The sequence below is a fragment of the Paraburkholderia sp. BR10141 genome, from assembly GCF_056155635.1.
The window spans coordinates 100,850-124,976 of sequence record NZ_JBMIQH010000009.1; the positions used below are offsets into that span (position 1 = coordinate 100,850).

General features: G+C 64.0%; 17 protein-coding genes and 1 tRNA gene. 10 read left to right on the forward strand and 8 right to left on the reverse strand.

Features of this window, described 5'->3' with window-relative positions:
- The first annotated feature begins 22 nt into the window (after positions 1–22).
- From ACOJB8_RS15005 to ACOJB8_RS15030, 6 genes are all read left to right on the forward strand, one after another.
- Positions 23–436 carry an Hsp20/alpha crystallin family protein gene (locus tag ACOJB8_RS15005; protein WP_475013136.1) on the forward strand — a complete coding sequence of 138 codons (414 nt, stop codon included), beginning with the start codon at positions 23–25 and terminating at the stop codon, positions 434–436.
- Between the two features lie 80 nt (positions 437–516).
- The gene (locus tag ACOJB8_RS15010; RefSeq protein ID WP_069266263.1) at positions 517–798 is read left to right on the forward strand and encodes a DUF6566 family protein; all 282 of its coding nucleotides are present in this window, start codon (positions 517–519) and stop codon (positions 796–798) included.
- Between the two features lie 105 nt (positions 799–903).
- Positions 904–1,212: a hypothetical protein gene (locus ACOJB8_RS15015; protein ID WP_256094838.1), complete on the forward strand. Its 309-nt coding sequence runs from the start codon at positions 904–906 to the stop codon at positions 1,210–1,212.
- 233 nt (positions 1,213–1,445) lie between these two features.
- A complete protein-coding gene (locus tag ACOJB8_RS15020; protein WP_069266262.1) occupies positions 1,446–1,688 on the forward strand; it encodes a hypothetical protein in 243 nt (80 codons plus the stop codon).
- Between the two features lie 32 nt (positions 1,689–1,720).
- The gene (locus ACOJB8_RS15025; protein ID WP_256094837.1) at positions 1,721–2,314 is read left to right on the forward strand and encodes a hypothetical protein; all 594 of its coding nucleotides are present in this window, start codon (positions 1,721–1,723) and stop codon (positions 2,312–2,314) included.
- Positions 2,315–2,545: 231 nt separating this feature from the next.
- Positions 2,546–4,738: a hybrid sensor histidine kinase/response regulator gene (locus ACOJB8_RS15030; RefSeq protein ID WP_475013139.1), complete on the forward strand. Its 2,193-nt coding sequence runs from the start codon at positions 2,546–2,548 to the stop codon at positions 4,736–4,738.
- Between the two features lie 410 nt (positions 4,739–5,148).
- On the opposite strand, the gene ACOJB8_RS15035 is transcribed toward ACOJB8_RS15030, so the two are convergent.
- Positions 5,149–5,868, reverse strand: coding sequence for an alpha/beta hydrolase family protein (locus ACOJB8_RS15035; protein ID WP_475013140.1), 720 nt, complete (start codon positions 5,866–5,868; stop codon positions 5,149–5,151).
- 539 nt (positions 5,869–6,407) lie between these two features.
- Between ACOJB8_RS15035 and ACOJB8_RS15040 the strand changes: the two genes are divergently transcribed.
- Entirely contained in the window at positions 6,408–10,280 is a 3,873-nt protein-coding gene (locus ACOJB8_RS15040) for an autotransporter outer membrane beta-barrel domain-containing protein (RefSeq protein WP_475013142.1), read from the forward strand.
- A 239-nt stretch (positions 10,281–10,519) separates the two neighbouring features.
- Positions 10,520–11,704 carry an endo-1,4-beta-xylanase gene (locus ACOJB8_RS15045; RefSeq protein WP_475013143.1) on the forward strand — a complete coding sequence of 395 codons (1,185 nt, stop codon included), beginning with the start codon at positions 10,520–10,522 and terminating at the stop codon, positions 11,702–11,704.
- 140 nt (positions 11,705–11,844) lie between these two features.
- Here the strand turns inward: ACOJB8_RS15045 and ACOJB8_RS15050 are convergent.
- The 7 genes from ACOJB8_RS15050 to fdnG all read right to left on the reverse strand — a co-directional run bounded on the left by ACOJB8_RS15050 (position 11,845) and on the right by fdnG (position 21,086).
- A tRNA-Sec gene (locus ACOJB8_RS15050) sits at positions 11,845–11,940 on the reverse strand.
- 46 nt (positions 11,941–11,986) lie between these two features.
- Positions 11,987–13,915, reverse strand: a complete 1,929-nt coding sequence (gene selB / locus ACOJB8_RS15055) for a selenocysteine-specific translation elongation factor (protein ID WP_475013145.1) — start codon at positions 13,913–13,915, stop codon at positions 11,987–11,989.
- A complete protein-coding gene (gene selA, locus ACOJB8_RS15060) occupies positions 13,912–15,378 on the reverse strand; it encodes an L-seryl-tRNA(Sec) selenium transferase (RefSeq protein WP_475013147.1) in 1,467 nt (488 codons plus the stop codon). The genes selB and selA overlap by 4 nt, the downstream gene beginning before the upstream one ends.
- 15 nt (positions 15,379–15,393) lie before the next feature.
- A complete protein-coding gene (gene fdhE / locus ACOJB8_RS15065; protein ID WP_475013149.1) occupies positions 15,394–16,326 on the reverse strand; it encodes a formate dehydrogenase accessory protein FdhE in 933 nt (310 codons plus the stop codon).
- Positions 16,327–16,453: 127 nt separating this feature from the next.
- Positions 16,454–17,080, reverse strand: coding sequence for a formate dehydrogenase subunit gamma (locus ACOJB8_RS15070; RefSeq protein WP_069266254.1), 627 nt, complete (start codon positions 17,078–17,080; stop codon positions 16,454–16,456).
- On the reverse strand, positions 17,067–18,002 hold the full coding sequence (gene fdxH, locus ACOJB8_RS15075) for a formate dehydrogenase subunit beta (protein ID WP_069266253.1): 936 nt from the start codon (positions 18,000–18,002) through the stop codon (positions 17,067–17,069). Before fdxH ends, ACOJB8_RS15070 begins: the two co-directional genes overlap by 14 nt.
- A 12-nt stretch (positions 18,003–18,014) precedes the next feature.
- Positions 18,015–21,086, reverse strand: coding sequence for a formate dehydrogenase-N subunit alpha (gene fdnG / locus ACOJB8_RS15080; protein WP_368619102.1), 3,072 nt, complete (start codon positions 21,084–21,086; stop codon positions 18,015–18,017).
- A gap of 195 nt (positions 21,087–21,281) precedes the next feature.
- Between fdnG and ACOJB8_RS15085 the strand changes: the two genes are divergently transcribed.
- Positions 21,282–22,688: a YihY/virulence factor BrkB family protein gene (locus tag ACOJB8_RS15085; RefSeq protein ID WP_475013152.1), complete on the forward strand. Its 1,407-nt coding sequence runs from the start codon at positions 21,282–21,284 to the stop codon at positions 22,686–22,688.
- Between the two features lie 220 nt (positions 22,689–22,908).
- Complete coding sequence (locus tag ACOJB8_RS15090; RefSeq protein ID WP_342946438.1) at positions 22,909–24,102, forward strand: porin; 1,194 nt, start codon at positions 22,909–22,911, stop codon at positions 24,100–24,102.
- The last annotated feature ends 25 nt before the right edge of the window (positions 24,103–24,127 follow it).

Below are 24,127 nucleotides of genomic sequence, written 5' to 3' on the forward strand. Positions count from 1 at the left end.
ACGTGAAAGCACGGAGGACATCATGAACGACAGCACTGAACTGGCCGCCCGTGAGTCGCGCACTGACGTTGCCTCGCGCGAGGGTGCGCAACCTGCGAAGCAGCTGACCCGGATCTCACCTGCGGTTGACATCTTCGAGGACAGCCGCGGCATCACGCTATATGCCGACCTGCCTGGTATGCCGCGCGAAAAGCTCGACGTGCGCGTGCAGGACGGCAGTCTGAACATCGAGGGCGAGGCAGTGATTCCCGTTCCATCAGGACTGCGCCTGCAGCATGGCGAGGTGGTCCACCCGCACTTCAGGCGCGCCTTCACGCTCAGCCCCGATTTCGACGCCTCGCGCATCGACGCACAGTTGCGCGATGGCGTCCTGAAGCTCACCGTTCCTCGTCGTGAGAAGGCAAAGCCGCGACGCATTGAGGTGAACGTTGGCTAGGCGTATGCACAGGGGCAAGGCCGGTCATGCGGCGTGGACCGGGCGGCCCGCGCCGCGTGACCTGTCACGCGGAGGTATTTATGGACGACGTACGCAGCGAATGCTGGAGGGGCTTCGTGATCGAGACCCGCGCGTTTCCGGTTCGGCACTATGCGCTGCCTCATGCCGGCCGCGATACGTACGTGGCCGTCGTGCGCATCCGGCACGCGGAGCAGATGGTCGCGGACTGGCATCTGCCGCGCTACGCCCAGCACTGGGCAAGCGTGGACGAGGCGCATCGGGAGACGGTCGAGTACGCGATACGCGCCATCAACGCAGGCTGTCTGAACGACACGGGTTCGCCGGCGCGATTCCTCGCGTGAGCGCGCCGCGTTGCATGGTAGCGCAGCCCCTTTCCGGCTTGCACTACGTTTCGTTTTTCTGCAGGGGACCGCTGCTTTCGGGACCCTGCCTTACGGGAGAAGAAAATGCTCAGTCCACACGAATTTGCGACCCTGATGCTGGTTCGTCAGGCGCCGGACCAGCTCGACATGGACCGCGCCGAACTCGACGCGCTGCTCGAACGCCAGCTGGTCATGCTGGAACATTGCGCCGAGGGCGCACGCCGCGCATACCTGACCGGGAAGGGCCGAACGTTCCTCGACGCGCTTCACCCGGGCGACGCAGCCCGCCGAAGCCGGAAGACCGCCGGCAACGGCAGTGGGGAGAGGCCGGAGCCGTCCCTCGTGCCGGGCAGCCAACCGGCGGATATCGTGTTGCCGGGACATGCAGGCTGAATGGGTGTGCGATCACAACGCCTGGCTTGTCATCTCCGCGGTCGCGTGTGGGCGCGAGGTTACCGTGAAATTCTCCGGTAACCCCGGTGCGATACAGGTCGTCGTCGGGCGTCCAACCGATGGCCACCCGAGCGTGCAGGTCGGGGAATGACACGTGCTGCGCTTGACGGACTGGACGCGAATTCCGCGTGTCCGGTGATGTTTCGGAAATGATGCTCAGCTGGAGATGTCATATGCAAACGGACAAAGTCATCGAGTATCACGGCTGCGAGGTCCGGCCGGTGGTCACCGCCACCGGGAGTGGCCGTTACGCAGCCGCGGCCGTCGTCACCGACCGGGCGGGCGAAATACGCACGCTCGGTGTCGATGGAGATTTTGCCAACGCCCAGGAGGCACGCGATGAAGCGCTGGAGCTTGCCGTCGCGTGGATCCAGCAGCGCTCGGTCGTTTCAGACCGGTATGTCCGACGAACCTAGCCGCCAATCAGCAACTGCCGTCCGGACGCACGGTGAACAACGGCGGATTCGAGGGTCGATCCGAGTCCGGTTCGCCGTGCTTCCGGAACTGTTTGGGCACAAGCCACATCAAGGAAAAGAGAATGACAGATATTGCAGTCATCGATCCCGACGACGAAGACGCGCTTTATGAACGCATCCGGCTCCTGCTCTTTAGCGCTGACCTGCCGGTGCAGCGTCTGCAAGCCGACATCGACGATATCGGACGTTTCACCACGCCGGATGTGCGCTCACCGCATCTGCACCTGGTCGAGGCCATGCCGCCGCTTACGCCCGCTGCGGAAGCGATCGTGCGCGCCATGATCCGCGCATACGGCATGGAGCTGTTCGGGCGCGGCAGCGCGAATTCCGGGCTGCGTGCCTTGATCAAGGCTGGACCGGTCAAGTTTGGACAAACTGCCTTGATGCTGGGGCCTGACGCCCCCGTTCCGGTGCGTGCCCGTCCACTCGTCGAGGCGTTCAACCGAATTTTCGAGCGCTACCCCGAAAGCGGCTTCCCGCAGGCGCGATACTTTCTTTCGGCTATTGGGCTGCCAGTCGGCCGCGACATGAATTCGCGAGTGCGTCGCTCGCTCCAGCGCAACTAGCACAGGCGTCGTACAGCCAAATATCCCGCGTCGGGAACTTCGCTTCATGTCATAGCGGTCACCGAAATCATCGGGCTGATGCGTCACTGGAAATCGATCAGCACGGAACTGGAGTGTATGCAGCGGAACGATTTTTGCTGGGCATAACGTTGCTCGCACCGCTTTGGTCTTTCGGCGGCCGAGGCCTCCGATGCGCAAGGGCGCAGGCGATCCATACCTCCGGTGTCATCGATGAAAACTACCGACGTATTGACGGCAGGATCGGGCGGCCATGCCGACCACTGCGTGCACTTCTATGAAGACGACGCGCCGCTGATCCGGCGCGTCGCGGACTTCGCGGAAGAAGGGCTGGACGCCGGCGGCAGCGCGATCCTGATTGCAACGGAGCCGCATCTTGCCGCGCTTCGGGCGCGCCTGAGCGGTCGCAGCATCCGCGGCGATCCTGAGGCCCGCGAGTCGTCACTCGTCATGCTCGACGCGCAGACGACGCTCTCAGGTCTGAGCGTTGACGGCTGGCCGGACGAGCGTCTGTTCAATTCGACGGTCGGTGCCATTGTCGCCCGCGCTGCGCGACGCAGCGGACCCGTGCACGCGTTTGGCGAGATGGTCGCGCTGTTGTCCGCGCAGGGCCGGCATGACGCAGCCCTGCGGCTCGAGCACCTGTGGAACGCGCTGGGCACCCGGTACCACTTCTCGCTGATGTGCGCCTACCCGCAACGCCTCTTTCCGACTGGCGAAGAAACTGGCGTTTTCCGGCACATCTGCGACGCCCATACGCGCGTGCTGCCAGACGACATTTTCACCGCCGATTCGCCAGCGGAGGCATTCCGGCACACTGCGCTCTGGCGGCAAAAAGCGGGCGCCCTGGAGGCGGAAATCCTGCGCCGGCAGCGCGCCGAGCGACAGCGTGACGGCATGCTGATGAATTCACCTGTCGCCTCCGCACTGCTCGTCGGTCCCGATCATTGCTTCCGCCTCGCGAATCTCGCCTACGCGGCGCTGGCGGGTCATGATGACGTCATCGGTTGCCGCTACGCCGACGTGTTTCCCGGGGATCATGAGATCGTACAGGCGTTGCGGCGCGCGTTCGCGCGCGGCGAGGCGGTCGTCATCGACGAACACCGCCGTCACGGAGCCGCTGGCGCTGGGCGCGTGTTCACCGTGCACATCAATCCGCTGCATCCGGAAAGCGGCCAGACCGTCGACAGCCTGATCCTGACGGCCGTTGACGTTACGGAGCATGTGCGTACGCGTGAACGGCTGGAACGACTGCATGCGGAACGGGCCACGCTGGTCACTGATCTCGAGCAGGCAGGTCGCGTCAAGGATGAATTCCTCGCCATGCTGGGTCACGAACTGCGCAACCCGCTGGCACCGATTGTCACCGCGCTGCAGCTGATGCGGCTGCGCGGAGAAACGGCTGTGGCCCGCGAGCATTTGATCGTCGAGCGCCAGGTGGACCACCTCGTCCGTCTGGTCGATGACCTGATGGATGTTTCCCGCATCACACGCGGCGACGTGGTGCTGAAAAAGGAAGCCGTCAATGTTCGGGAGGCGATCGCGAAGGCAGTAGAAATGGCAAGCCCGTTGCTCGAGCTGCGCGGGCACGCCCTCGAGGTCGATATCGGGAGCGACATGATCTGCGACGCAGATCCCGTGCGCTTCGCGCAAATCATCAGCAATCTGCTTACGAACGCGGCACGTTATACCGATGCGGCGGGCAAGATAAGCGTAAGAGCTTCATGCGACGGTCAACATGTCCAGATCCGCGTACGCGATAACGGCATGGGCATCGCACCGGACTCGCTCACGCAAATCTTCTTGCCGTTCTATCGCGGCAACGCAGCCGACGGACGCGGTGCAGGCGGACTGGGGCTCGGTCTGGCGCTCGTGAAAAATCTCGTCGAGCTGCACGGCGGCTCGGTGCGCGCGACGAGCGACGGGCCCGGATGCGGCAGCGAATTCACCGTCGAGCTGCCGCGCGGCAACGTCGAACCGCTGCCTGCCGATGCGAAGGGCGGTATGGCGACTGTGACGGCAGCCGCGGGGCGGCGGGTCCTCGTGGTCGACGATAATGAAGATGCGGCCCTTGCGCTCGCCGAGTGGCTGCGGATCCATGGTCATATCGTAGAGACGCTTCATGATCCGGTCGCAGCCCTGCAATGCGCGCCGTCAATCGATCCTGACGTCGTCGTGCTCGATATCGGCCTTCCTGGCATGGACGGTTACGAACTGTGCAGGCGCTTACGCACCCTACTCGTCTCGCGGGCGCGCACGTACGTGGCGCTGACCGGCTACGGGCAGGACGGCGACCGGGCGCGCAGCCGCGCCGCAGGCTTCGATCACCACTTCGTGAAGCCGTTGCAGCCGCTCCTGCTTCTGGATATGATCCTGGCCTCGCCAGCAGGCAGGGAGCGAAGGTGATGCCATCTTGCCGATCATTGCGGTTTGTTCGCGCGCACACCGACGTTCATTCCTCACAGCCTGGGCCCTCGCCCCTCCGAGCCGTATGTGAGCTCGCCAGGAAATATCGCGGACGGCAAGCCGGCTCCGCGACGCACGCCGCCCGCATGGGAGCGTCCAATCGGGACGCCTCGGGACAGTACACGGTCTTCCGGCGCCCTCGCCTGTTACCCGCGCCCCGATCTGCGCGACTCCTCGCAGGCTTCATGAGTTTTAGTTTTCCTGGAAAATCGACACTCAATGTGGTCCTTGAGTAAGTATTCCTATCTAAACCGTAGGAACGTACCCCCGCGTCGCCCCGACGAACGGACGTTCACGCACTCCCAATCGGGCTCTACCCGGTCTTCGGTTCAGTTGAAGTCTTTGTAGATTTATCGACTCGCGCCTGATTTGCTGGACCAGGTACCTGGCACGAACTCTCCTTCGGCGAAGAACCACGCCGACATCGTCCGTGCCAACTCGAGCACGACTTCCGCGTCGGTCCGGCCGGAGGATGCGCGCACGTGGAACGAATGATCTGCGTCGTCCACCACATGCAGCGTGGCGCGTGGCCCCAGCGTCTCGACGACCGACCTCAGCAGGTGAAGCTCGGCCAGCTTGTCGCGCGTGCCCTGCAGGAAGAGAATCGGCACCGTGACGTCCGCCAGGTGCCGTGCCCGCTCCACGCCGGGCGCGCCCGCCGGGTGCAGCGGGAATGCGACGAAAGCGAGGCCACGCACGCCGTCGAGCGGTGCGATGGCTTGGGCCTGGGACGTCATGCGGCCGCCGAACGACCTGCCGCCCGCGAAGAGCGGCAGGTCTGGCAGCCGCCGGCGGCCCTCTGCGACTGCTGCCTGCACGGCAGCATGTGCCACGGCCGGCGAGTCCACCCGCCTGGAGCCCCGCTCCATGTACGGAAACTGGTAGCGCAATGTGGCGACATTGGCCGACGCAAGCGCGTCGGCCAATGACGACATGCCGGCATGCTGCATGCCCGCACCGGCACCGTGCGCGAAGACATACAGGGCTCGCGCGTCCTCCGGCACTCGGAGGAGCGCAGAGACCTTGGTGCCGTCGGGCAGTGCCAGGGAAAGCGATTCTGGGTCGTCCATGGTATTCAGGTCGTGTCGTTGTGGCCATTGCGCCGATTCTGCATCAAGCGGTGTAATTGCACGCCTGCATCATTGTCAGCGAACTGTTACGACACTGCAATCAGCGTCAAAGGAAGTTCTCGAAGGGCAGTTCATTTAAAGGGCGAAGCGGCCAATCGTCGCCACCGCTAATAATATTTAGGTATCCAATTTACTGAATGCAAACATATTGAATAACATGCATTTTGGTTGCGTTCACGCGTGTTTAGGAGATGGTAGATTCGCAATCGAATCCTTCCGGGTTTCTTCTTGACAATTCGATCTGCCTACCTATTATTAGCGAGGCTTAATTACAACTCAACCGACAGGGCACAACCAGTAGGGCAATGACTGTTCGGGGCCTCGCTGTCCAACATTTATCGTCGATGGGTCGGTCTCCCAAGGTCGAGTTCGTCTGACCTGGCAAGCTTCCACCGGCGGGTATTGGAGGGGCTGGCATGGCTGCAAGATCGATTCGTCGCGCATCGTTAAACACTTTTGCAGGCGTCGCGCGCGGTCAATTGGCGACATCGCTGACGACGCGGCATCAGCGGCTCAACCCCCTCAACATCCTCCATGCCGTCTGGCTCCTGGGCCTGTCACCCGCGTCGGCGCTGGCACAGCAGATACCCACTGAACTGCCCAATCTCTCCGGGAGCGGAACCATCGACACTCCCCCCAACCACGTCCTGATTGTTGGCACCGACGGCACCGACACCGCTTTCTCCGGCACAATCAACAACGCTGGCGTTGCGAGCGATCCCGTGTCGCTACAAGGCCAGTTTGTCAAAACCGGGGCCGGGACGATTACGATCAACGGCGCGACGATCCAGGGCGGCTCGGCTTTCGTGGTGGGCGGTGGACTGGCGCTCACCAACGGCAGCACCGCGATCGACTATCTTTCGCTGGGCACCGGATCGACGTCTTCGGGCACGTTGAACGTGGGCGGCGGCACGCTCACGTTCAACTCCGCGCTTCAGGTCGGCGACTTCGGCGGCACTGGCACGGTGACGCAGACCGCGGGCAACGTCGTCTTCGGTACGCCGGGCACGCCGGTGTCGCTGAACATCGGCAATCAGGGCGGAACGGGCACCTACAACCTGTTGGGCGGCACGGTCACGTTCGGCAACAGCGTCACCGACTTCGTGACGCTCGGGCGCAATACGCAAGGCAACCCGAGCAGCGGCACGCTCAACCTGAGCGGCGGCACCTTCAACGTGGCCAACGGGTCGCTGTTCCTCGGCTCGAACGTCGCGTCAACGGGTACCGAGGGCACCGGTACGATCAACCAGACCGGCGGCACCCTGGCAATCGGCAACGGGTCGAGACTGTTCCTCGCGGCCGCCGGCAACGGTACGTACAACCTGTCGGGCGGCACACTGCAGATTGGCGGGAATTCGCTGTTCGGCGACTTCAACAATCTGGGCGGCACGTATGCATTCAACCTCGGTGGCGGAACGATACAGGTGGTGGGTTCGGTGCTGAACGCAGGCGTCAACGCAACGCTGGTCGGCGGCACGACGTCGACCATCGACACCAACGGCATCGGCGCGACATGGTCCGGCGTGCTTTCCGGAAGCGGCGCGCTGACCAAGGTCGGCAACGGCGTTCTCACGCTGACCAATGCGAACACCTATACCGGCATGACGACCATCTCGGCCGGCACGCTGGCGCTGACCGGCAACGGCAGCATCAATCTGACCAGCGGGATGTTGAACAACGGCACCTTCGACATTTCGGGCGTCACGACCACGCCGATACCGGGGATCCCGACCGGTGTCGTGCCGCTGCCGAACCTGTCCGGCAGCGGCACCGTGATCGACGGCACGAACATCCTGGTGGTTGGCACCGATAACACGAACACCACCTTCTCCGGCACGATCGTCAATACCGGCACGGTGAACGACGCGCTGCACGGCATCTTGGTCAAGACTGGCACAGGGACGTTCACGATCAACGGCGCGCGGATTCAGGGCGGCTCGGCTTTTGTCGTGGGCGGCGGACTCGCGCTCACCAGCGGCAGCGCCGCGATCGACTATCTTTCGCTGGGCCTCGGCAATGCGCTGGCGACGCAGGTGCCCGGATCGACGTCGTCGGGCACGTTGAGCGTGAGCGGCGGCATGCTCACGTTCAACTCCGCGCTTCAGGTCGGCGACTTCGGCGGCACTGGCACGGTGACGCAGACCGCGGGCAATGTCGTCTTCGGTACGCCGGGCACGCCGGTGTCGCTGAATATCGGCAATCAGGGCGGAACGGGCACCTACAACCTGTTGGGCGGAACGGTCACGTTCGGCAACAGCGTCACCGACTTCGTGACGCTCGGCCGCAATACGCAAGGCAACCCGAGCAGCGGCACGCTCAACCTGAGCGGCGGCACCTTCAACGTGGCCAACGGGTCGCTGTTCCTCGGCTCGAACGTCGCGTCGACGGGTACCGAGGGCACCGGTACGATCAACCAGACCGGCGGCACCCTGGCAATCGGCAGCGGGTCGAGACTGTTCCTCGCGGCCGCCGGCAACGGTACGTACAACCTGTTGGGCGGGACACTGCAGATTGGCGGAAATTCGCTGTTCGGCGACTTCAACAATCTGGGCGGCACGTATGCATTCAACCTCGGTGGCGGAACGATCCAGGTGGTGGGTTCGGCGCTGAACGCAGGCGTCAACGCAACGCTCGTCGGCGGCACGACGTCGACCATCGACACCAACGGCATCGGCGCGACATGGTCCGGCGTGCTTTCCGGAAGCGGCGCGCTGACCAAGGTCGGCAACGGCGTGCTCACATTGTCCGGCCAGAACACCTATACCGGTGTGACCAACGTTCGCGGTGGCGTGCTCAATCTGACCGGCTCGTTGCAGTCGCCGGTCAATGTGGAAGCGAACGGAACCCTGGGCGGGGCAGGAACGGACTTGAATACCGTCACCAATGCCGGAACGGTTGAGCCGGGCTTCGGTCTCCCAGCGGGGCAATTCGGTGTGGTGACCGTCAAAAATTATGTGGGGGCCGGCGGCACGCTCGCGCTGCGCACGTTCCTCGGTCTGGATGGCTCGCCGTCGGACAAGCTCGTCATCAACGGCGGCCGCGCCGACCCTTCAGCCGTACGCATCACGAACGCCGGCGGCTCCGGTGGGTTGACGACGGGCAACGGCATTCTCGTCGTCGAGACAACCAACGGTGGCACCACGGCGTCGGATGCCTTTACGCTCGCTGGCGAGGCGCGCGGTGGCGCGGAAGACTATCGTTTGTTTCGCGGTGGCCTCAACAGCAGCAATCCCGAGGACTGGTTTCTGCGCTCCTCGTTCGTCGTGCCGCCTCCACCGGGGGGAGGCGAAGAGGAACTGGAACCGGGAACCGGCACCGGGCCCCCACCGGATCCGCTGCCGCCTGGCATCTACCCGATCATCGGGCCGGAACTCGCCACCTACGGCGTCGTGCAACCGGTCGCCCGGCAGATGGGTGTCGAGATGCTCGGGACGCTGCATGAGCGCATCGGCGACACGCTTACGACGCAGAGCGGCGCAGCGGGCGGTTCGGGCTGGGCAAGCTCCGCATGGGGACGCGTGTTCGGCGGCCAGATCGACAACCACTACGAGGCCTACGCCGATCCGCGCGCGAGCGGCGGAGTCGGAGGCTTGCAGACGGGTCTCGACGTATGGCGAGGAAGCTTCCTGCCCGGCCATCGCGATGCGGCAGGCGTCTACTTTGCATACGGCTACGGCAGTGCCGATGTCGATGGCCTCGTCACCAACGCCGCGACAACCGGATACGTGCTGGAGCACACCGGCTCGATGCATCTGAATGCCTACACAGGCGGTGGCTACTGGACGCACTACGGCCCCAGCGGCTGGTATCTCGATGCAGTCGTGCAGGGTACGCACTACGACGGCGCCGCGACCACGCAGTTCGCGAATCTGCCGGTTCAGGGTACGGGCTTCGTGACATCCCTCGAGGGTGGCTACCCGATCCCGCTGCCGCTCGGCCCGGGTTTCGAGCTGGAGCCGCAGGCGCAAATCATCTGGCAGCATGTGTCGTTCTCCGACACGAACGACGGTCTGGGCGACGTGTCCCTCGGCTCCACGTCGGGCGCGACTGGCCGTCTCGGCGTGCGCGCGAAGTGGACCATCGAAGGCAGCCATGAAGCGGTGTGGCAGCCCTATATGCGTGCCAACCTGTGGCGGGATTTCAATGCCCAGGCCACCACGACCTTCGGCAATGAACCGGTGCCGCTGAATGTGCAGGCCACGCGGCTCGAGCTCGCCGGCGGTGTCACCGCCAGGATCAAGGATCGGCTGAACCTTTACGGACAGTTCGGCTACCAGTTCGCCGTAAGTGGAAGTAGCAATGTCCGCCGCAGTGGCGTCGAGGGCGATCTCGGCGTGCGCTTTCTTTGGTAGGTAACGCTGTAGCTAGCGCTGCGACGTGTCGAGCGGCGCAGTCTATGTCGCGCGTACTCGACATCGATGCGCAGTTCTCGTTCTCTCGTCAAAAGCCGCCGCTGCACCTCGCGCGCGTCAGGTAAACCCCGCATGGCAGCCTTGAAGTCCGGTGTTTAACATCCCACGACGTTACCGGTAACGTCGCATGGTACGCAAACATGCTTTCTGGCGAGGCACATCACTATAAGGAGACGGGAATGCGTCCATCGGGAGTCGCCGTGCGTGCACTGTACGCAGGCGTCACATTGCTCACGATTGCGTCGATCTCAGGTTGCGCGCACAACCAAACGGCTGCCACCCTCGATGGATTGCCGCTCGCAGCCGCTCCCACGCAGGCCGTGCCGCAACTGAAAAGCGTGATGGCCGCGCATTTCAAGGTAGGCGCGGCGATTGAACCCGATTCCATCGACAGTCCCGCCGACGCCGCGCTGCTGGCCGTCCAGTTCTCGAGCCTGACCGCCGAGAACAAAATGAAGCCGGGCACGATAGGCGTGGCCGCAGGCGAGTACAACTTCGCGCCGGCCGACCAGATCGTGGCGTTCGCGCAGGCGCATGGCCTGGCCGTGCGTGGGCACACGCTGGTGTGGCATTACAGGAGCGGCGAATGGACCGAGGCGCCGGACTGGTTCTTTGCAGGCGACGCCAAAGATCCGCATTATCACGATATCGTCGCGGCACGGCTCCAACGCTATGTGACCGATGTCGTCACGCATTTTCGCGGCAAGGTCTATGCATGGGACGTCGTGAACGAAGTCATCAGCGACGACCCGCATCAGGTCTATCGCGAAGACAGCCCGTGGTATCGCGCGCTCGGCAAGGACTACATTGCAATTGCGTTCCGCGCCGCGCGTGCGGCCGACCCTGACGTCAAGCTCTATATCAACGAGTACAGCACGGACGACGCGGCCAAGCGCGCGAAGCTGCTCTCCGTGATACGCGATTTGCGTGCTCAAGGCGTGCCGATCGATGGCGTCGGGCATCAAATGCATATCAGCATCAACTGGCCGCCGCTGCAAAATATGAAGCAGGCTTTCGACGACGTCGCCGCCCTCGGACTCGAAAACCAGGTGACGGAACTCGATGTCAGTCTCTACAGCGACCCGGGCGCATGCTGGAGCCATCCGCCTGCGTGTTTGCCCGATCTCGGCCAACCGGTGCCGAACGACGTGATGCGTGCGCAGGCGCAGCGGTATCGCGCGGTGTTCGATCTGTTCGAGCACGAGCCAAGCATCAAGGCCGTCAGCTTCTGGGGCTATTCGGACAAGCACACGTGGCTGACCTCCATACCGGTGCCGCGTACCAATCTGCCGCTGCTATTCGACGCGAACCTGAAACCGAAAGCCGCGTTCTGGGCAATAGCCGATTCGTCGTGGCAGCCGTAAGGCGGGTGGCGAAATTGATAGTCCACGATCTTTCCGCCGACGTCCAGGCATCCGTCATATTGCGGCGAGAGAGCTTCGAACAGAACGCGGTCGTCTGGCGGCCATCGGAAGAGATATCGGACCAGGCCGTAAGGCCCATATGGCGGAAGGCAGCCGGAGTCGAACCGACCCGGGAGCGGCTGACGCCCCCAACCGGGTTTGAAGCCCGGCCGTACCACCGGATACGAATGCCTTCCTTCGTGAAACCCAATCACCTGCAACCACACGCACATATCGATGTGCCTACAACCATTCGCGCATCCGGCTATCGTGCCGTAGCAGATGCGTATCGCGCTGAAAGCGAGTATATCCAACGCGGTCGAAGTACTCCAGAATCTGGATCGCACGTTTGCGGCCCAATGCCGTGGCGTCGCGAAACGCCGCGGCGTTGACCGCACCGCCCTGCTCCGCGGCAATCTGTGCGACGGCACGCGCGAGCGTCTGCACCATGTCGCGATCGTAGAAGAGATCGCGCACGACCTGATACACCATACCCAGGCGCGCAAGCTTGCGCAGCAGCGCACGCACCTTCTCTTCCGGCTGCCGCGTCTCACGTGCGAGATCCCGCACCCACGGCGGATCGAAACGCCCTTGTGCGAGCATCGGCATGAGGCGCGCGGCGAGCGCTTCGTCTTCGGCGTCGAGCGTCACCGCGTGTGACGGCAGATGCAGCCACGGCCCGCTGCGTGCCACGCGCCCCTCGCGCTCGAGCGCTTCGATCGCGGCGCGCCACACCGCATCGCTCACGAGCGGCGCCGCCATGCGGCGCAACCGTGCCGCGTCCGGCCCCTGCTCATCGGGCGAGCGCGCATGAAACTCGGCGAGCGCCTCGACAATGCGTTCGGTGAGCCTCGACCAGTGCGCGTGTGCGATCACCGCGCCTTCGTCGTCGCGTCCTTGCGGTGCGATGGAAATCGCATCGGCGGGCAAAGCGAGCGCAGCGTCGTCGTAACCGGTCAACCGCGTCAACGTCGCGCGCGCAATGCCACGCGGCGCTTCTTCGATCAGCGGCGCCAGGCTCGCTTCGTCGAGCCATGTGCGCAACGCGTCGAGCCAGGCACGCCGTTCTGGCGTCCGGCGCCGCCGCGACGGACCGAATGGATCGAGCACACGCCCGCCACCTATGGTGTGGTTTGCCTGCGCGTTGCGGACAATGAAGCGGTCCCCCGGCAACGCGTGCAACGGCGCTTCGAAGACGAGCTGCACTCGGGCAGCCGCGCCCGGCGCGAGCGTTTCGCCTTCGAGCAACGCAACGTTCGCCACGCGATGCGTCGTGCCGAGATGCACATGCAGCGGCGACCAGTGCTGCAACGTGATACCCGCGTCGTCGAGCAACTGCAGTTCGACGTCGAGACGCACGGCCGGCTCGGCCAGCCGCGCATCGACGATCCAGTCGCCGCGCTCAATCTGCTCTTTGTCGATGCCCGCGAGATTGAGCGCGCAACGCTGGCCGGCGTGGCCTGAATCGCCCGCCTGTACCGCTCGGTTCTGCGCATGCAGGCCACGCACGCGCACAGGCGTGCCGGCAGGTGCGAGCACGAGCGCGTCGCCCGCCTGTACGCGCCCGGCGAATACGGTACCCGTCACCACCGTCCCCTGGCCCGTCAGCGTAAATACACGATCCACGGCGAGGCGAAAGAGTCCATCGTCTCGTCGCGCCCGCCATGTACTCGCGCGCTCGCGCAACCAGGCGTCGAGGCGCGCCACGCCGTCGTCATGCGGCTGCGTGGCATTGGTCTCGAATACGGGTGCGTCCGCAAGCATCGTGTCAGCAAGCCACGCGGCGATTTCGGCACGCACGGCGTCGAGTTGCGCCGCATCCACGCGATCGCACCTGGTCAGCGCGATGGCGCCTTGCTGCACGCCCAGCAGTTGCAGAATGGCGAGATGCTCGCGCGTTTGCGGCATCACGCCGTCGTCGGCCGCAATCACGAGCAGCGCCAAGTCGATGCCGCACGCACCCGCCGCCATCGTATGGACGAGCTTCTCGTGGCCGGGCACGTCGATGAAGCCCAGCACGTCGCCGTTGGCGAGCGGCAGGTACGCATAACCCAGTTCGATCGAAATGCCGCGCGCCTTCTCTTCTTTCAGGCGGTCGGTATCGACGCCGGTCAACGCGCGGACCAGCGTGGTCTTGCCGTGGTCGATGTGACCCGCCGTGCCGACGATCACAGACGCAGCTCCGCGAGTTGCGCCACGAACGCCGCTTCGTCCGCGTGTTCGAGGCAGCGCAGGTCCAGGCGCAGGGCGTCGTCGGCAATACGGCCGATCACGGGACGCGGCAGTTCGCGCAAGGCGCGTTCGAGCCTGAGCAGCGCACGGCCACTGCCGCCCTTCCCCGCATGGCGCACGACGAGCCCGCTGCTCGGCAGCACGTCTACGGGCAGTGCGCCGCTACCGATCTGGCTGAACATCGGCTCGACGCTCGCCGCATACGCTTCGCCTATGGCGCGCTGAAACGGGGGCAGCGCGCGCTGCGCGGCCTCTTGCATTTGCAGGGCGGGCCGCGTGAGCAGGCGCAGCGTAGTGAGCCGTTCCTGCAGGAATTCGGGCGCTCGATAGAGCCGCAATACGGGCTCGAGCGCAGCGAGCGTGAGCTTGCCGACCCGCAACGCGCGCTTGAGCGGGTGCTTCTTGATCTTCGCAATCAATTCCTTGCGACCGACGATCAGTCCCGCCTGCGGGCCGCCCAGCAGCTTGTCGCCGCTGAAGGTAACGAGGTCCGCGCCCGCTTCCACGGTCGCGCGCACCGTAGGCTCGGCCGGCAAGCCCCACTGCGCGAGATCGACGAGCGTTCCGCTGCCCAGATCGACCGCTACGGGCAGGCTGTGCTGACGCGCCAGCGGCGCGAGTTCATCGAGTTCGACACTCTTTGTAAAGCCACTGATCGCGTAGTTGCTGCAATGGACTTTCATCAGGAGCGCGGTGTGCGCGTTGATCGCCGCTTCGTAATCCTTGAGATGCGTTCGGTTCGTCGTGCCGATCTCGCGTAAGCGTGCGCCCGCCCGGCTCATGATGTCGGGAATGCGAAATGCCCCGCCGATCTCGACCAGTTCGCCGCGCGAAACGACGACCTCCTTCCGATTGGCGAGTGCGCTTAACAGCAGCAACACGGCCGCCGCGTTGTTGTTCACGACGGTCGCGGCTTCTGCCCCCGTCAGTTCGCAGATCAGCGAGTCGATGAGGTCGTCGCGGTCGCCGCGCTTGCCGCTCGCGAGATCGAATTCGAGGTTTGCGGGTTGCGTGAGCGCCTGCACCACCGCTTTCACGGCCTCGTCGGGCAGCAGCGCGCGGCCGAGATTCGTGTGCAGCACCGTGCCCGTGAGATTGAAGACGGAACGCAGGCGGCTTTGCGCGCGTTCGGCCAACCGTTGCGTGGTCGCCTCGATCACGCGTTCCAATGAAAATGGTTCGGCATCCTTGTTTTCATGCGCCAGAACGCCAGCTCGCACATCGCGACGCCAGCCGTCCTGCGTGGCGCGAATCGCGTCGATCACCTGGGTGCGTCCGTACTGCGCGATCAGCGGCTGCGCTTGCTCCGAGGCAATCACGCGCTCGACCGCCGGCATTTTCGCGAGCAGCACATGCAGGGCGTGCGCATCGTGCTCCGCTGCTTGTCCCACGGCTTCACTCATGGCGTGCGCGGCTCCTTACTGGTCGCCCGGCACTTCGGGCCATAGCAACGGATTCGGGGTCGCGCGACGGTAGCCCGCGTCGCTCATCAGCAGATCGAGCGTGAGGCTCGCCAGGTCGTCCGCGAGCGGCTCGAAATCGAGGTCCTTCTCCTGATAGCCGATCTTGCGGTACGTATGGCATTCGTCGCACGATTCGGCCTTGAGTGCGGCATTGCCGCCTTCGATGCCGTGATACGCAATGCCCTTGGTCGAATCGCAGTTCGTGCACTTCACGCGCACCACGTGAGCCTCGGTGCCGCACAGGCCGCATTGCGCAAACCGGTAGCCCTGATACACGCCGCCAATGCGCACGATGCTGGCAACAGGCGGCGATCCGCACACGGGGCACGCACCTGGTGCGTCGACATAGGGCACGTCGCGTACGTCGATGCGGCTCGCGAGGTCGGTCCACACCACCTGCAGCGCGGCCATGATGAACGGCGCGGTGGCGGGCGCGACTTCGGTGTAGCGCTGGGCGAGAACCGCATCGGCCTGGGCATCGAGTTGCCCTTCGTTCATGGCGCGCAGGTCGCCCAGCACTTTCGCGAGCGCAGGCCCAACCGCTCCTGCCGCTTCGACCCGATCGGCAAGACGCGATAGCACGGCGCGCCATTGCGGATCACGCTCGCCCGAAAGCGCCGGCAGGATCGGCATGGAGTGATGCTGCGCGTTCGTAATCGCTTCACGCGAAGGCATGGAGGCGCTGCAATGTTCTAGCGCCTCCTGCTGCGCGTCGACGAGCGCCGCCATGAGCCGCACGTAGCCGCCAATGGGATTGTGGTCCGCGAGATGCCGCAGGCGCACGGCGCGCGTACTGAAAAAGGCGACCCGTTCGGGCAGACGAATGCGCGGAATGGCCGAAGGATCGAGCGATTCGATTTGCTGCGGGTCGAGAATGCGTTGCGTCACGACGGGTCGACTCCAGAACGGCTTCACGAAGAAAAAACCGCCGTGCCCTCGCGGGCGCCGGCGGTTTGCCGCTCGCGCCGCCACTGCCTTCGCCAAACGGCGCGGCAGGCGGCGCGCAGCCTGTGCGTTACTTGATGCTCTCGCGGAACCAGCGCGGATGATGCTTTCTCGCCCAGCCCCAGGTGACGTAACCGCGCGTCATCGCGCCGATCGACCCCTTCACCCATATGGCTGCATAAATATGAATGATGATGCCGCAGATCAACACGAATGCCGCTACCGCATGCACCAACGCTGAGAGCCGGATAATTTCGATCGGAAAGTAGACCGAAAAATATCGCCGCCAGATCACGATGCCGCTCAAGAGCAACAGCACGAGGCAAACCACCATCACAAAGAATAACAGCTTCTGGCCCGCATTGTAGCGGCCGATCTCGGGCAGCCTGTCTTCGCGGTTGTTGAGCACGTCGCCCATCTGTTTCATCCACTGGATGTCGTCCTTGTCCAGATAGTTGTGATGCCAGAAGCGCAGCGCAAGGATCAGGAACGAGACGAACATCACCACGCCGATGAACGGGTGCAGAATGCGCGTCCACTGGCCACCGCCGAGTACCGCGTACAAAAATGCCATGGCCGGGTGAAACATCGCGAGGCCCGAGAGCGCAAGCAGGATGAAGCAGATTGCGGTGATCCAGTGGTTGCTGCGCTCGTTGGGCGTATAGCGCTCGATCAGTTGCGGTTCATCGTCTTTCATCGCCGCGCTCCTCCGGTGGTTCGCCACGCATGCGCCGCGCCTCTTCGCGCGCCGCGGCTTCGTCTTCAGCCGTCACTTCGTTCGGGCCGACCCGCGTGTAATGGAAGAAACCGGCCAGTGCGGTGAGCGCCATGATGGCAAGCCCAATCGGCTTGGCCACGCCCTTCCAGATCCGCACCATCGGGCTGATGTGCGGATCCTGGGGCAGTCCGGCATAGAGCGACGGCCGGTCCGCGTGATGCAGCACGTACATCACGTGCGTGCCGCTCACGCCCGGCGGATCATAAAGCCCGGCGTTCTCGAAGCCGCGCTCCTTGAGGTCCACGATGCGCTCGGCCGCGTGCTGCTTCATGTCTTCCTTGGTGCCGAAAACGATCGCACCGGTCGGGCAGGTCTTCACGCACGCGGGCTCCTGTCCCACGGCCACGCGGTCCGAGCAGAGCGTGCATTTGTAGACGCGGCGTTCGCTCGACATGCGAGGAATATTGAACGGGCAGCCGGTAATGCAATTGCCGCAGCCGATGCAGTTTTCCTGGTGGAAGTCGACGATGCCATTTGTATATTGCACGATCGCGCCCGGCGAGGGACACGCCTTCAAACAGCCCGGGTCCTCGCAATGCATGCAGCCGTCCTTGCGGATCAGCCATTCGAGGTTGCCCTGCGAGTTCTCGTATTCCGTGAAGCGCATCACGGTCCACGAGTGCTCGGTGAGATCGTGCGGATTGTCGTAGACGCCCGTATTGATACCGATTTCGTCACGCAGATCGTTCCACTCCATGCACGCGGTCTGACACGCCTTGCAGCCGATGCATTTGGAAACGTCGATGAGCTTCGCGACCGTGCCAGTCACCGGCTCGCGCACGCCGGGTGGCTCCGAGGTAGTCGCGGAGAGGCGTTTGACGTCAAGTGATTGCCATGCCATGTCGTCGCCCCCTTATGCCTTTTCGACCTTCACGAGGAACGACTTGAACTCGGGCGTCTGCGAATTGCCGTCGCCCACGGGGGGCGTGAGTGTATTCGTCAGATAGCCTGGGTGCGTGAGCCCCTTGAAGCCCCAGTGCAGCGGTACGCCAACCTGATGCACGGTCTTGCCCTCGATGGTCAACGGCTTGATGCGCTTGGTGACGACCGCCACCGCGATCAGATAGCCGCGATTGCTCGACACCTTCACGCGCTCGCCCGCCACCACGCCCACCTCCTTCGCGAGCGCCTCGCCGATCTCGACGAACTGCTGCGGCTGAATGATCGCGTTCAGCCGAGCGTGCTTCGTCCAGAAGTGGAAGTGCTCGGTGAGCCGGTACGTGGTCGCCACATGCGGGAACTGCTGCGCGGTTCCAAACGTCTTGCGGTCGTCGGGGAACACGCGCGCCGCCGGATTGCTCGTGGCGAGCGGGTTGTTCGGGTGGAACGGGTTATAGCCGAGCGGATTCTCGAACGGTTCGTAATGCTCAGGGAACGGACCTTCGTTCATGCCGTCGCGGGCGAAGAAACGCGCCACGCCCTCGGGGTTCATGATGAACGGACCCATGCCCTGATCGGGCGCTTCATCGACCTTGTAGTCGGGTATGTCCGCGCCCGCCCATGCGCTGCCGTTCCAGGCAATCAGCTTGCGGGTGGGATCGAAGGGCTTGCCCGCCACGTCGCATGAGGCACGGTTGTACAGCACGCGCCGGTTCGCCGGCCACGCCCAGGCCCAGTTGAGCGTCTGCCCGATACCCGTGGGGTCGTCATTGTCGCGGCGACCCATCTGGTTGCCCGCCTGGGTCCACGCGCCGCAGAAAATCCAGCAGCCGCTCGCGGTCGTGCCATCGTCCTTCAACTGCGCGAACGCCGAGAGCTGCTCGCCCTTCTTCACGAGCACCTTGGTCGGATCTTTCGCGTCGGTCTGGTCGGCGAGCGCGCGGCCGTTGTACTCCCTCGCCAGTTCCTCCGGCGTGGGGCTCGCGGGATCCGAATACGGCCAGTCGAGCTTGACGATCGGATCGGGCAGCTTGCCGCCGTCCTTCTGATACGCGGCGCGTACGCGCAGGAACAGGCCCGACATGATCTCGAGGTCGCTCTTCGCCTCGCCCGGCGGCTCCGCACCCTTCCAGTGCCACTGGAGCACACGGCTCGAACTCACGAGCGAGCCGTTTTCTTCCGCAAAGCACGTGGTGGGCAAACGGAACACTTCGGTCTGAATCGAAGTCGGATCGACATCGTTATAGTCGCCGTACTTCTTCCAGAACTCGGCAGTCTCGATGGCGAGCGGGTCCATGATCACGAGCCACTTGAGCTTGCTGAGCGCCGAGACGGTCTTGGCCTTGTTCGGGGAAGAAGCGAGGACATTGAAGCCCTGGCAGATATAGCCGTTGACCTTGCCCTGATTCATCAGCTCGATGGTCTGCAGCAGGTCGTACGGCTTGTCGAGCTTGGGCAGCCAGTCGTAGCCCCAGTTGTTGTCCTTCGTCGCCGCGTCGCCCCACCACGACTTCATGAAGCTCACGAAGAACGCGCCGTAATGCTGCCAGTAACTGAGCTGGTTCGGCCGCATGGGCTGCGACGCGCGCTTCTTGATGTAGTCGTCGTAGTCCTGCTCCGCTTCGGACGGCAGCGTCATGTAACCCGTGAGCAGGTTCGACATGAGCCCGAGGTCCGTCAGCCCCTGGATGTTCGAGTGGCCGCGCAGCGCGTTCATGCCGCCGCCCGCAATGCCGATGTTGCCGAGCAGGAGCTGCACCATCGCGCCGGTGCGAATATTCTGCGAGCCGATCGAATGATGGGTCCAGCCGAGCGCATACAGGATCGTGCCCGCGCGGCCCGGCACGGCGGTGGTCGCGAGCATTTCGCACACCTTGAGGAATTTGTCCTTCGGCGTGCCGCACACTTTCTCGACCATTTCCGGCGTGTAGCGCGAGTAATGCTGCTTGAGCAGCTGGTACACGCAGCGCGGATTCTGCAGCGTGTCGTCGGTCTTCACGAAGCCGTCGTCGCCGAGCTCGTAGTTCCACGACGACTTGTCCGGGTACGAATGCTTTTGCGGATCGTAGCCCGAAAAAATGCCGTCGTTGAACGCGTAGTCTTCGCGCACGATGAACGAGAAGTCCGTGTAGTTCTTCACGTACTCGTGCTGGATCTTGTCGTTGGTGAGCAAATAGTTGATCACCGCGCCGAGGAACGCGACGTCCGTGCCGGTGCGGATCGGCGCGTAGAAGTCCGCGACCGATGCGGTGCGCGTGAAGCGCGGATCCACCACGATGAGCCGTGCACCGCGGTGCGCCTTTGCCTCCGTGACCCACTTGAAGCCGCACGGATGCGCCTCGGCCGCATTGCCGCCCATCACCAGAATCACGTCCGCATTGCGAATGTCGACCCAATGGTTCGTCATCGCTCCACGGCCAAACGTCGGGGCAAGACCTGCCACCGTCGGGCCGTGTCAGACACGCGCCTGGTTGTCGAATGCGAGCAGGCCCATGCTGCGGGCCACTTTGTGCGTGAGATAGCCGACTTCGTTGCTGCCTGCCGATGCGGCCAGCATGCCCGTGGTCAACCAGCGGTTCACGGTCTTGCCGTCGGCGGTCTTCTCGACGAAGTTCGCGTCGCGATCTTCCTTCAACAGCTTCGCGATCCGGTCGAGCGCGTCATCCCACGAAATGCGCTTCCACTCGTTCGAGCCGGCCGCCCGGTACTCGGGATACTTGAGGCGGCTCTCGCTATGAATGAAATCGATCAGACTCGCGCCCTTCGGGCACAGCGTGCCGCGATTGACGGGGTGATCGGGATCGCCCTCGATATGGATGATGCTCGTCGTAGCATTCTTCGCGCCATCGCCGAGACCGTACATGAGGATCCCGCAGCCAACCGAGCAGTACGGGCAGGTATTGCGGGTTTCAGTGGTGCGCGCCAGTTTGTATTGTCGGACCTCGGCAAGTGCGTTGTCGGGCGCGAAACCCATCAACGCGAGGCTGGAACCCGCCAGCGATGTTGCCGTGACCTTGAGGAACTGGCGCCGGGACATCTGCAGCATGATTCGTCCTCGGCTTGATTGTGGGTTTTTTCAGTATAAGACGTTTTGGGAGACGGATCGCGCTGGATGCTCGCGAGCGTTACGCGCGTACAGCGCGAGCTCGCCCGGGAACCGCGCTTGCTAATATCGAATGGCGAATGAACCATCTTTGTGACGAAAACGAACCACTGAAGCACCACCGCGGGGCGCACCATCATGTCAACGCTTTCCACCGAACGACTGCAGTCCGCCGCACGCAAGGAAGCGTCGTGGGTGGTGGGCGCGTTGCGCCAGTTCATCGCCAATCGCTGCCCGTCGCTCGCGGCGAGCATCGCGTTCTATTCGGCGTTTTCGCTCGCGCCGACGCTGGTGATGGTGATTGCCGTGGCGGGCTGGTTCTACGGCGTCGATGCCGCGCGCGGTGAACTCTACCGCCAGGTCCACAACGTGCTCGGCGACGACGCGGCCGCGGGCATCACCACCATCGTGCAGAACGCGCACCGGGCGGGCGGCAAGGGCGGCGTCGCGGCGATCATCTCGCTCGCCCTGCTCGTGATCGGCGCGTCCGCAACCTTCTCCTCGCTCAATTCCGCGCTGAACATCGTCTGGCCGCCGGACGGGCAGCGTCCCTCCAGCGTGATGGCGCTCGTGCGCGTGCGGCTCATTTCGTTCAGCCTCGTGCTGGGCGTCGCGTTCCTGCTGATCGTCTCGCTCGTGCTCGACACGGCTATTACGTTCGTCGGTCAGTGGATCTGGGGCAATTCCCCTTATGTGGTCATCGGCAACCTGATGCAGCTTGCCGTGGGCCTCGTAGTGCTGGCCGTCGCCTTCGGCGCCCTGCTGCGCTTCCTGCCAGACGCCGACGTGCGCTGGCGCGACGCAATGGTGGGCGGCATCGTCGCGGCGGTGCTGTTCTCGGCGGGCAAGAAGTTGTTCGCGCTCTATCTCGCGCACGCGGGCATGGCAACGGCCTTCGGCGCCGCCGGCTCGCTCGCGGTGCTGCTCATGTGGCTCTATTTTTCAGCGGCCGTGCTCCTGCTGGGCGCGGAATTCTCGGCCGCGCGCGGGCGTATGCACGATCCGCGCGGCGCTTGGGGTTTCCTCGAGGAAACGCCGCCCGGCAGCCGCGCCAAGCTGGCCTCGGTGCTCGCCGCCTCCACCATCGTCGCGCGGCACGACACGAAGCGTGGGGACCGCCCCGCTGCGTCGGCGCCGCAGGCCGTGCCGATCGGAAACGGCGGCGCCGCCGCCCCGGCAATGCCTGCGGCGCTGGCGGCAGCTGTTTCGGCAGACAAATCGACACTATCGGAAACCCCGCTCGGCGCGATTCGGCGCGCGAGCGCGCATGGTGGCCCGTTCGGGAGGCTGAAATCGGGATTGCATATCCGCCGTTCGGTCGTGCGCATGGAAGACAGCGCCACCTACGCGGCCGCGCTCACGCTGGTTCACGCGGGCCGCACGGTCGCCGCCGCCGACCGCTATGTGAAGCGCCATCCGTGGGGTTCGGTGCTGTTCGTCGCGAGCGCGGCGCTCGCCATGACAACCGCCGGCAGGCGCCGCCACCCCCATGCCGCCGCGCCAATTAAGGCTGCTACCAAAGGTCGCAACAAGGCGCAAAAATAACGGCTGTTTACGGAACTTTTATCAAAACCAACAATAATGCTCGATCAACAATCCAATATTTCTTGAAACGGCATAATGGACGGAGTCCCCGCCTGACAAGGGATTCTGGCCGGTGTCAGGTTTTCGCGACAATCTTTATTTTTTCAGTTCAGGTCGCCTGGCCTGCTGCGTTATTCTCCAACGCGCAACAACTACACAATTTCTGCGTGGAGAAAACAGAATGAAACGAGTCGCTCTCTCGACCCTCTCGCTGGCCCTCTTGGCCGCAGCAGGCACCGCGCACGCTCAAAGCAGCGTGACCCTCTATGGGGTGATCGACGAATCGATCCAGTGGGCCCACAACACGATGGACGCCAACAACAAGAATGCAAACCTGGTCGGCCTCGCCGGTGGCAACCTGTCGGGCAACCGCTGGGGCCTGAAGGGTACGGAAGATCTGGGCGGCGGCCTGAAGGCGATTTTCCAATTGGAAAACGGCTTTGACATCAACAACGGCAAGCTCGGTCAGGGTGGCCTGATGTTCGGCCGTCAAGCCTATGTCGGCCTGACGCACGAGCAGTTCGGCACGATCACTCTCGGCCGCCAGTACGACCCGCTGGTCGACATGGTTCAGCCGCTGACCGCGGACAACTATTTCGGCAGCACGTTCACAACGCCGGGCGACGTCGACAACAACGATAACAGCTCGCGTACGAACAGCGGCATCAAGTACGTCTCGCCGGTTCTCCAAGGCTTCCAGTTCGAAGGCATGTACGCTCTGGGCGGCGTGGCTGGCGCAACGGGCTCGGGTCAGAGCTGGGGCGCAGCGGCTACGTACGGCATCGGTTCGTTCAACGTCGCTGCTGGCTACTTCCGCATGGACAACGCGTCGTCGCTCGCTGCGCGTACGACGACGTCCAACGGCGTGAGCACGGTGGGCTGGGCTTCGGGCGCAACCTCGGGCGCCATGTTCGACAGCCAGATCAACGAAGCCTACGCGTCGGCCAAGTCGGTTGGCACCGCTGCGATCGCTGCGCAATACGTCGCTGGCCCGTTCACGTTCGGCGCACGTTACAGCAACGTTCAAATCCGTCCTGACGGCTACTCGACGTTCTCTTCGACCCAGCGTTACAACGTCGCTGCTGGCTTCTTCGGCTACCAGCTGAACCCGGCCCTGCTGCTCGGCCTCGGCTACACTTGGACGCACGGTGCTGGCGACTCGTCGAACACGTACAACCAGGTTTCGATCGGCGCGGACTACAATCTGTCGAAGCGCACCGACCTGTACGGCGTCGCCGCATGGCAGCACGCCAACGGCCAGCAACCGGGCGAACCGGCAGGCACGGCAGCCGGCGCATCGATCGGTTCGTACGGCTTCAACTCGGCTTCGAGCTCGCAGACCCTGGTCAGCCTGGGCATCCGCCACAAGTTCTAAGCAACGCTTTACTCCGGGCTTCGGC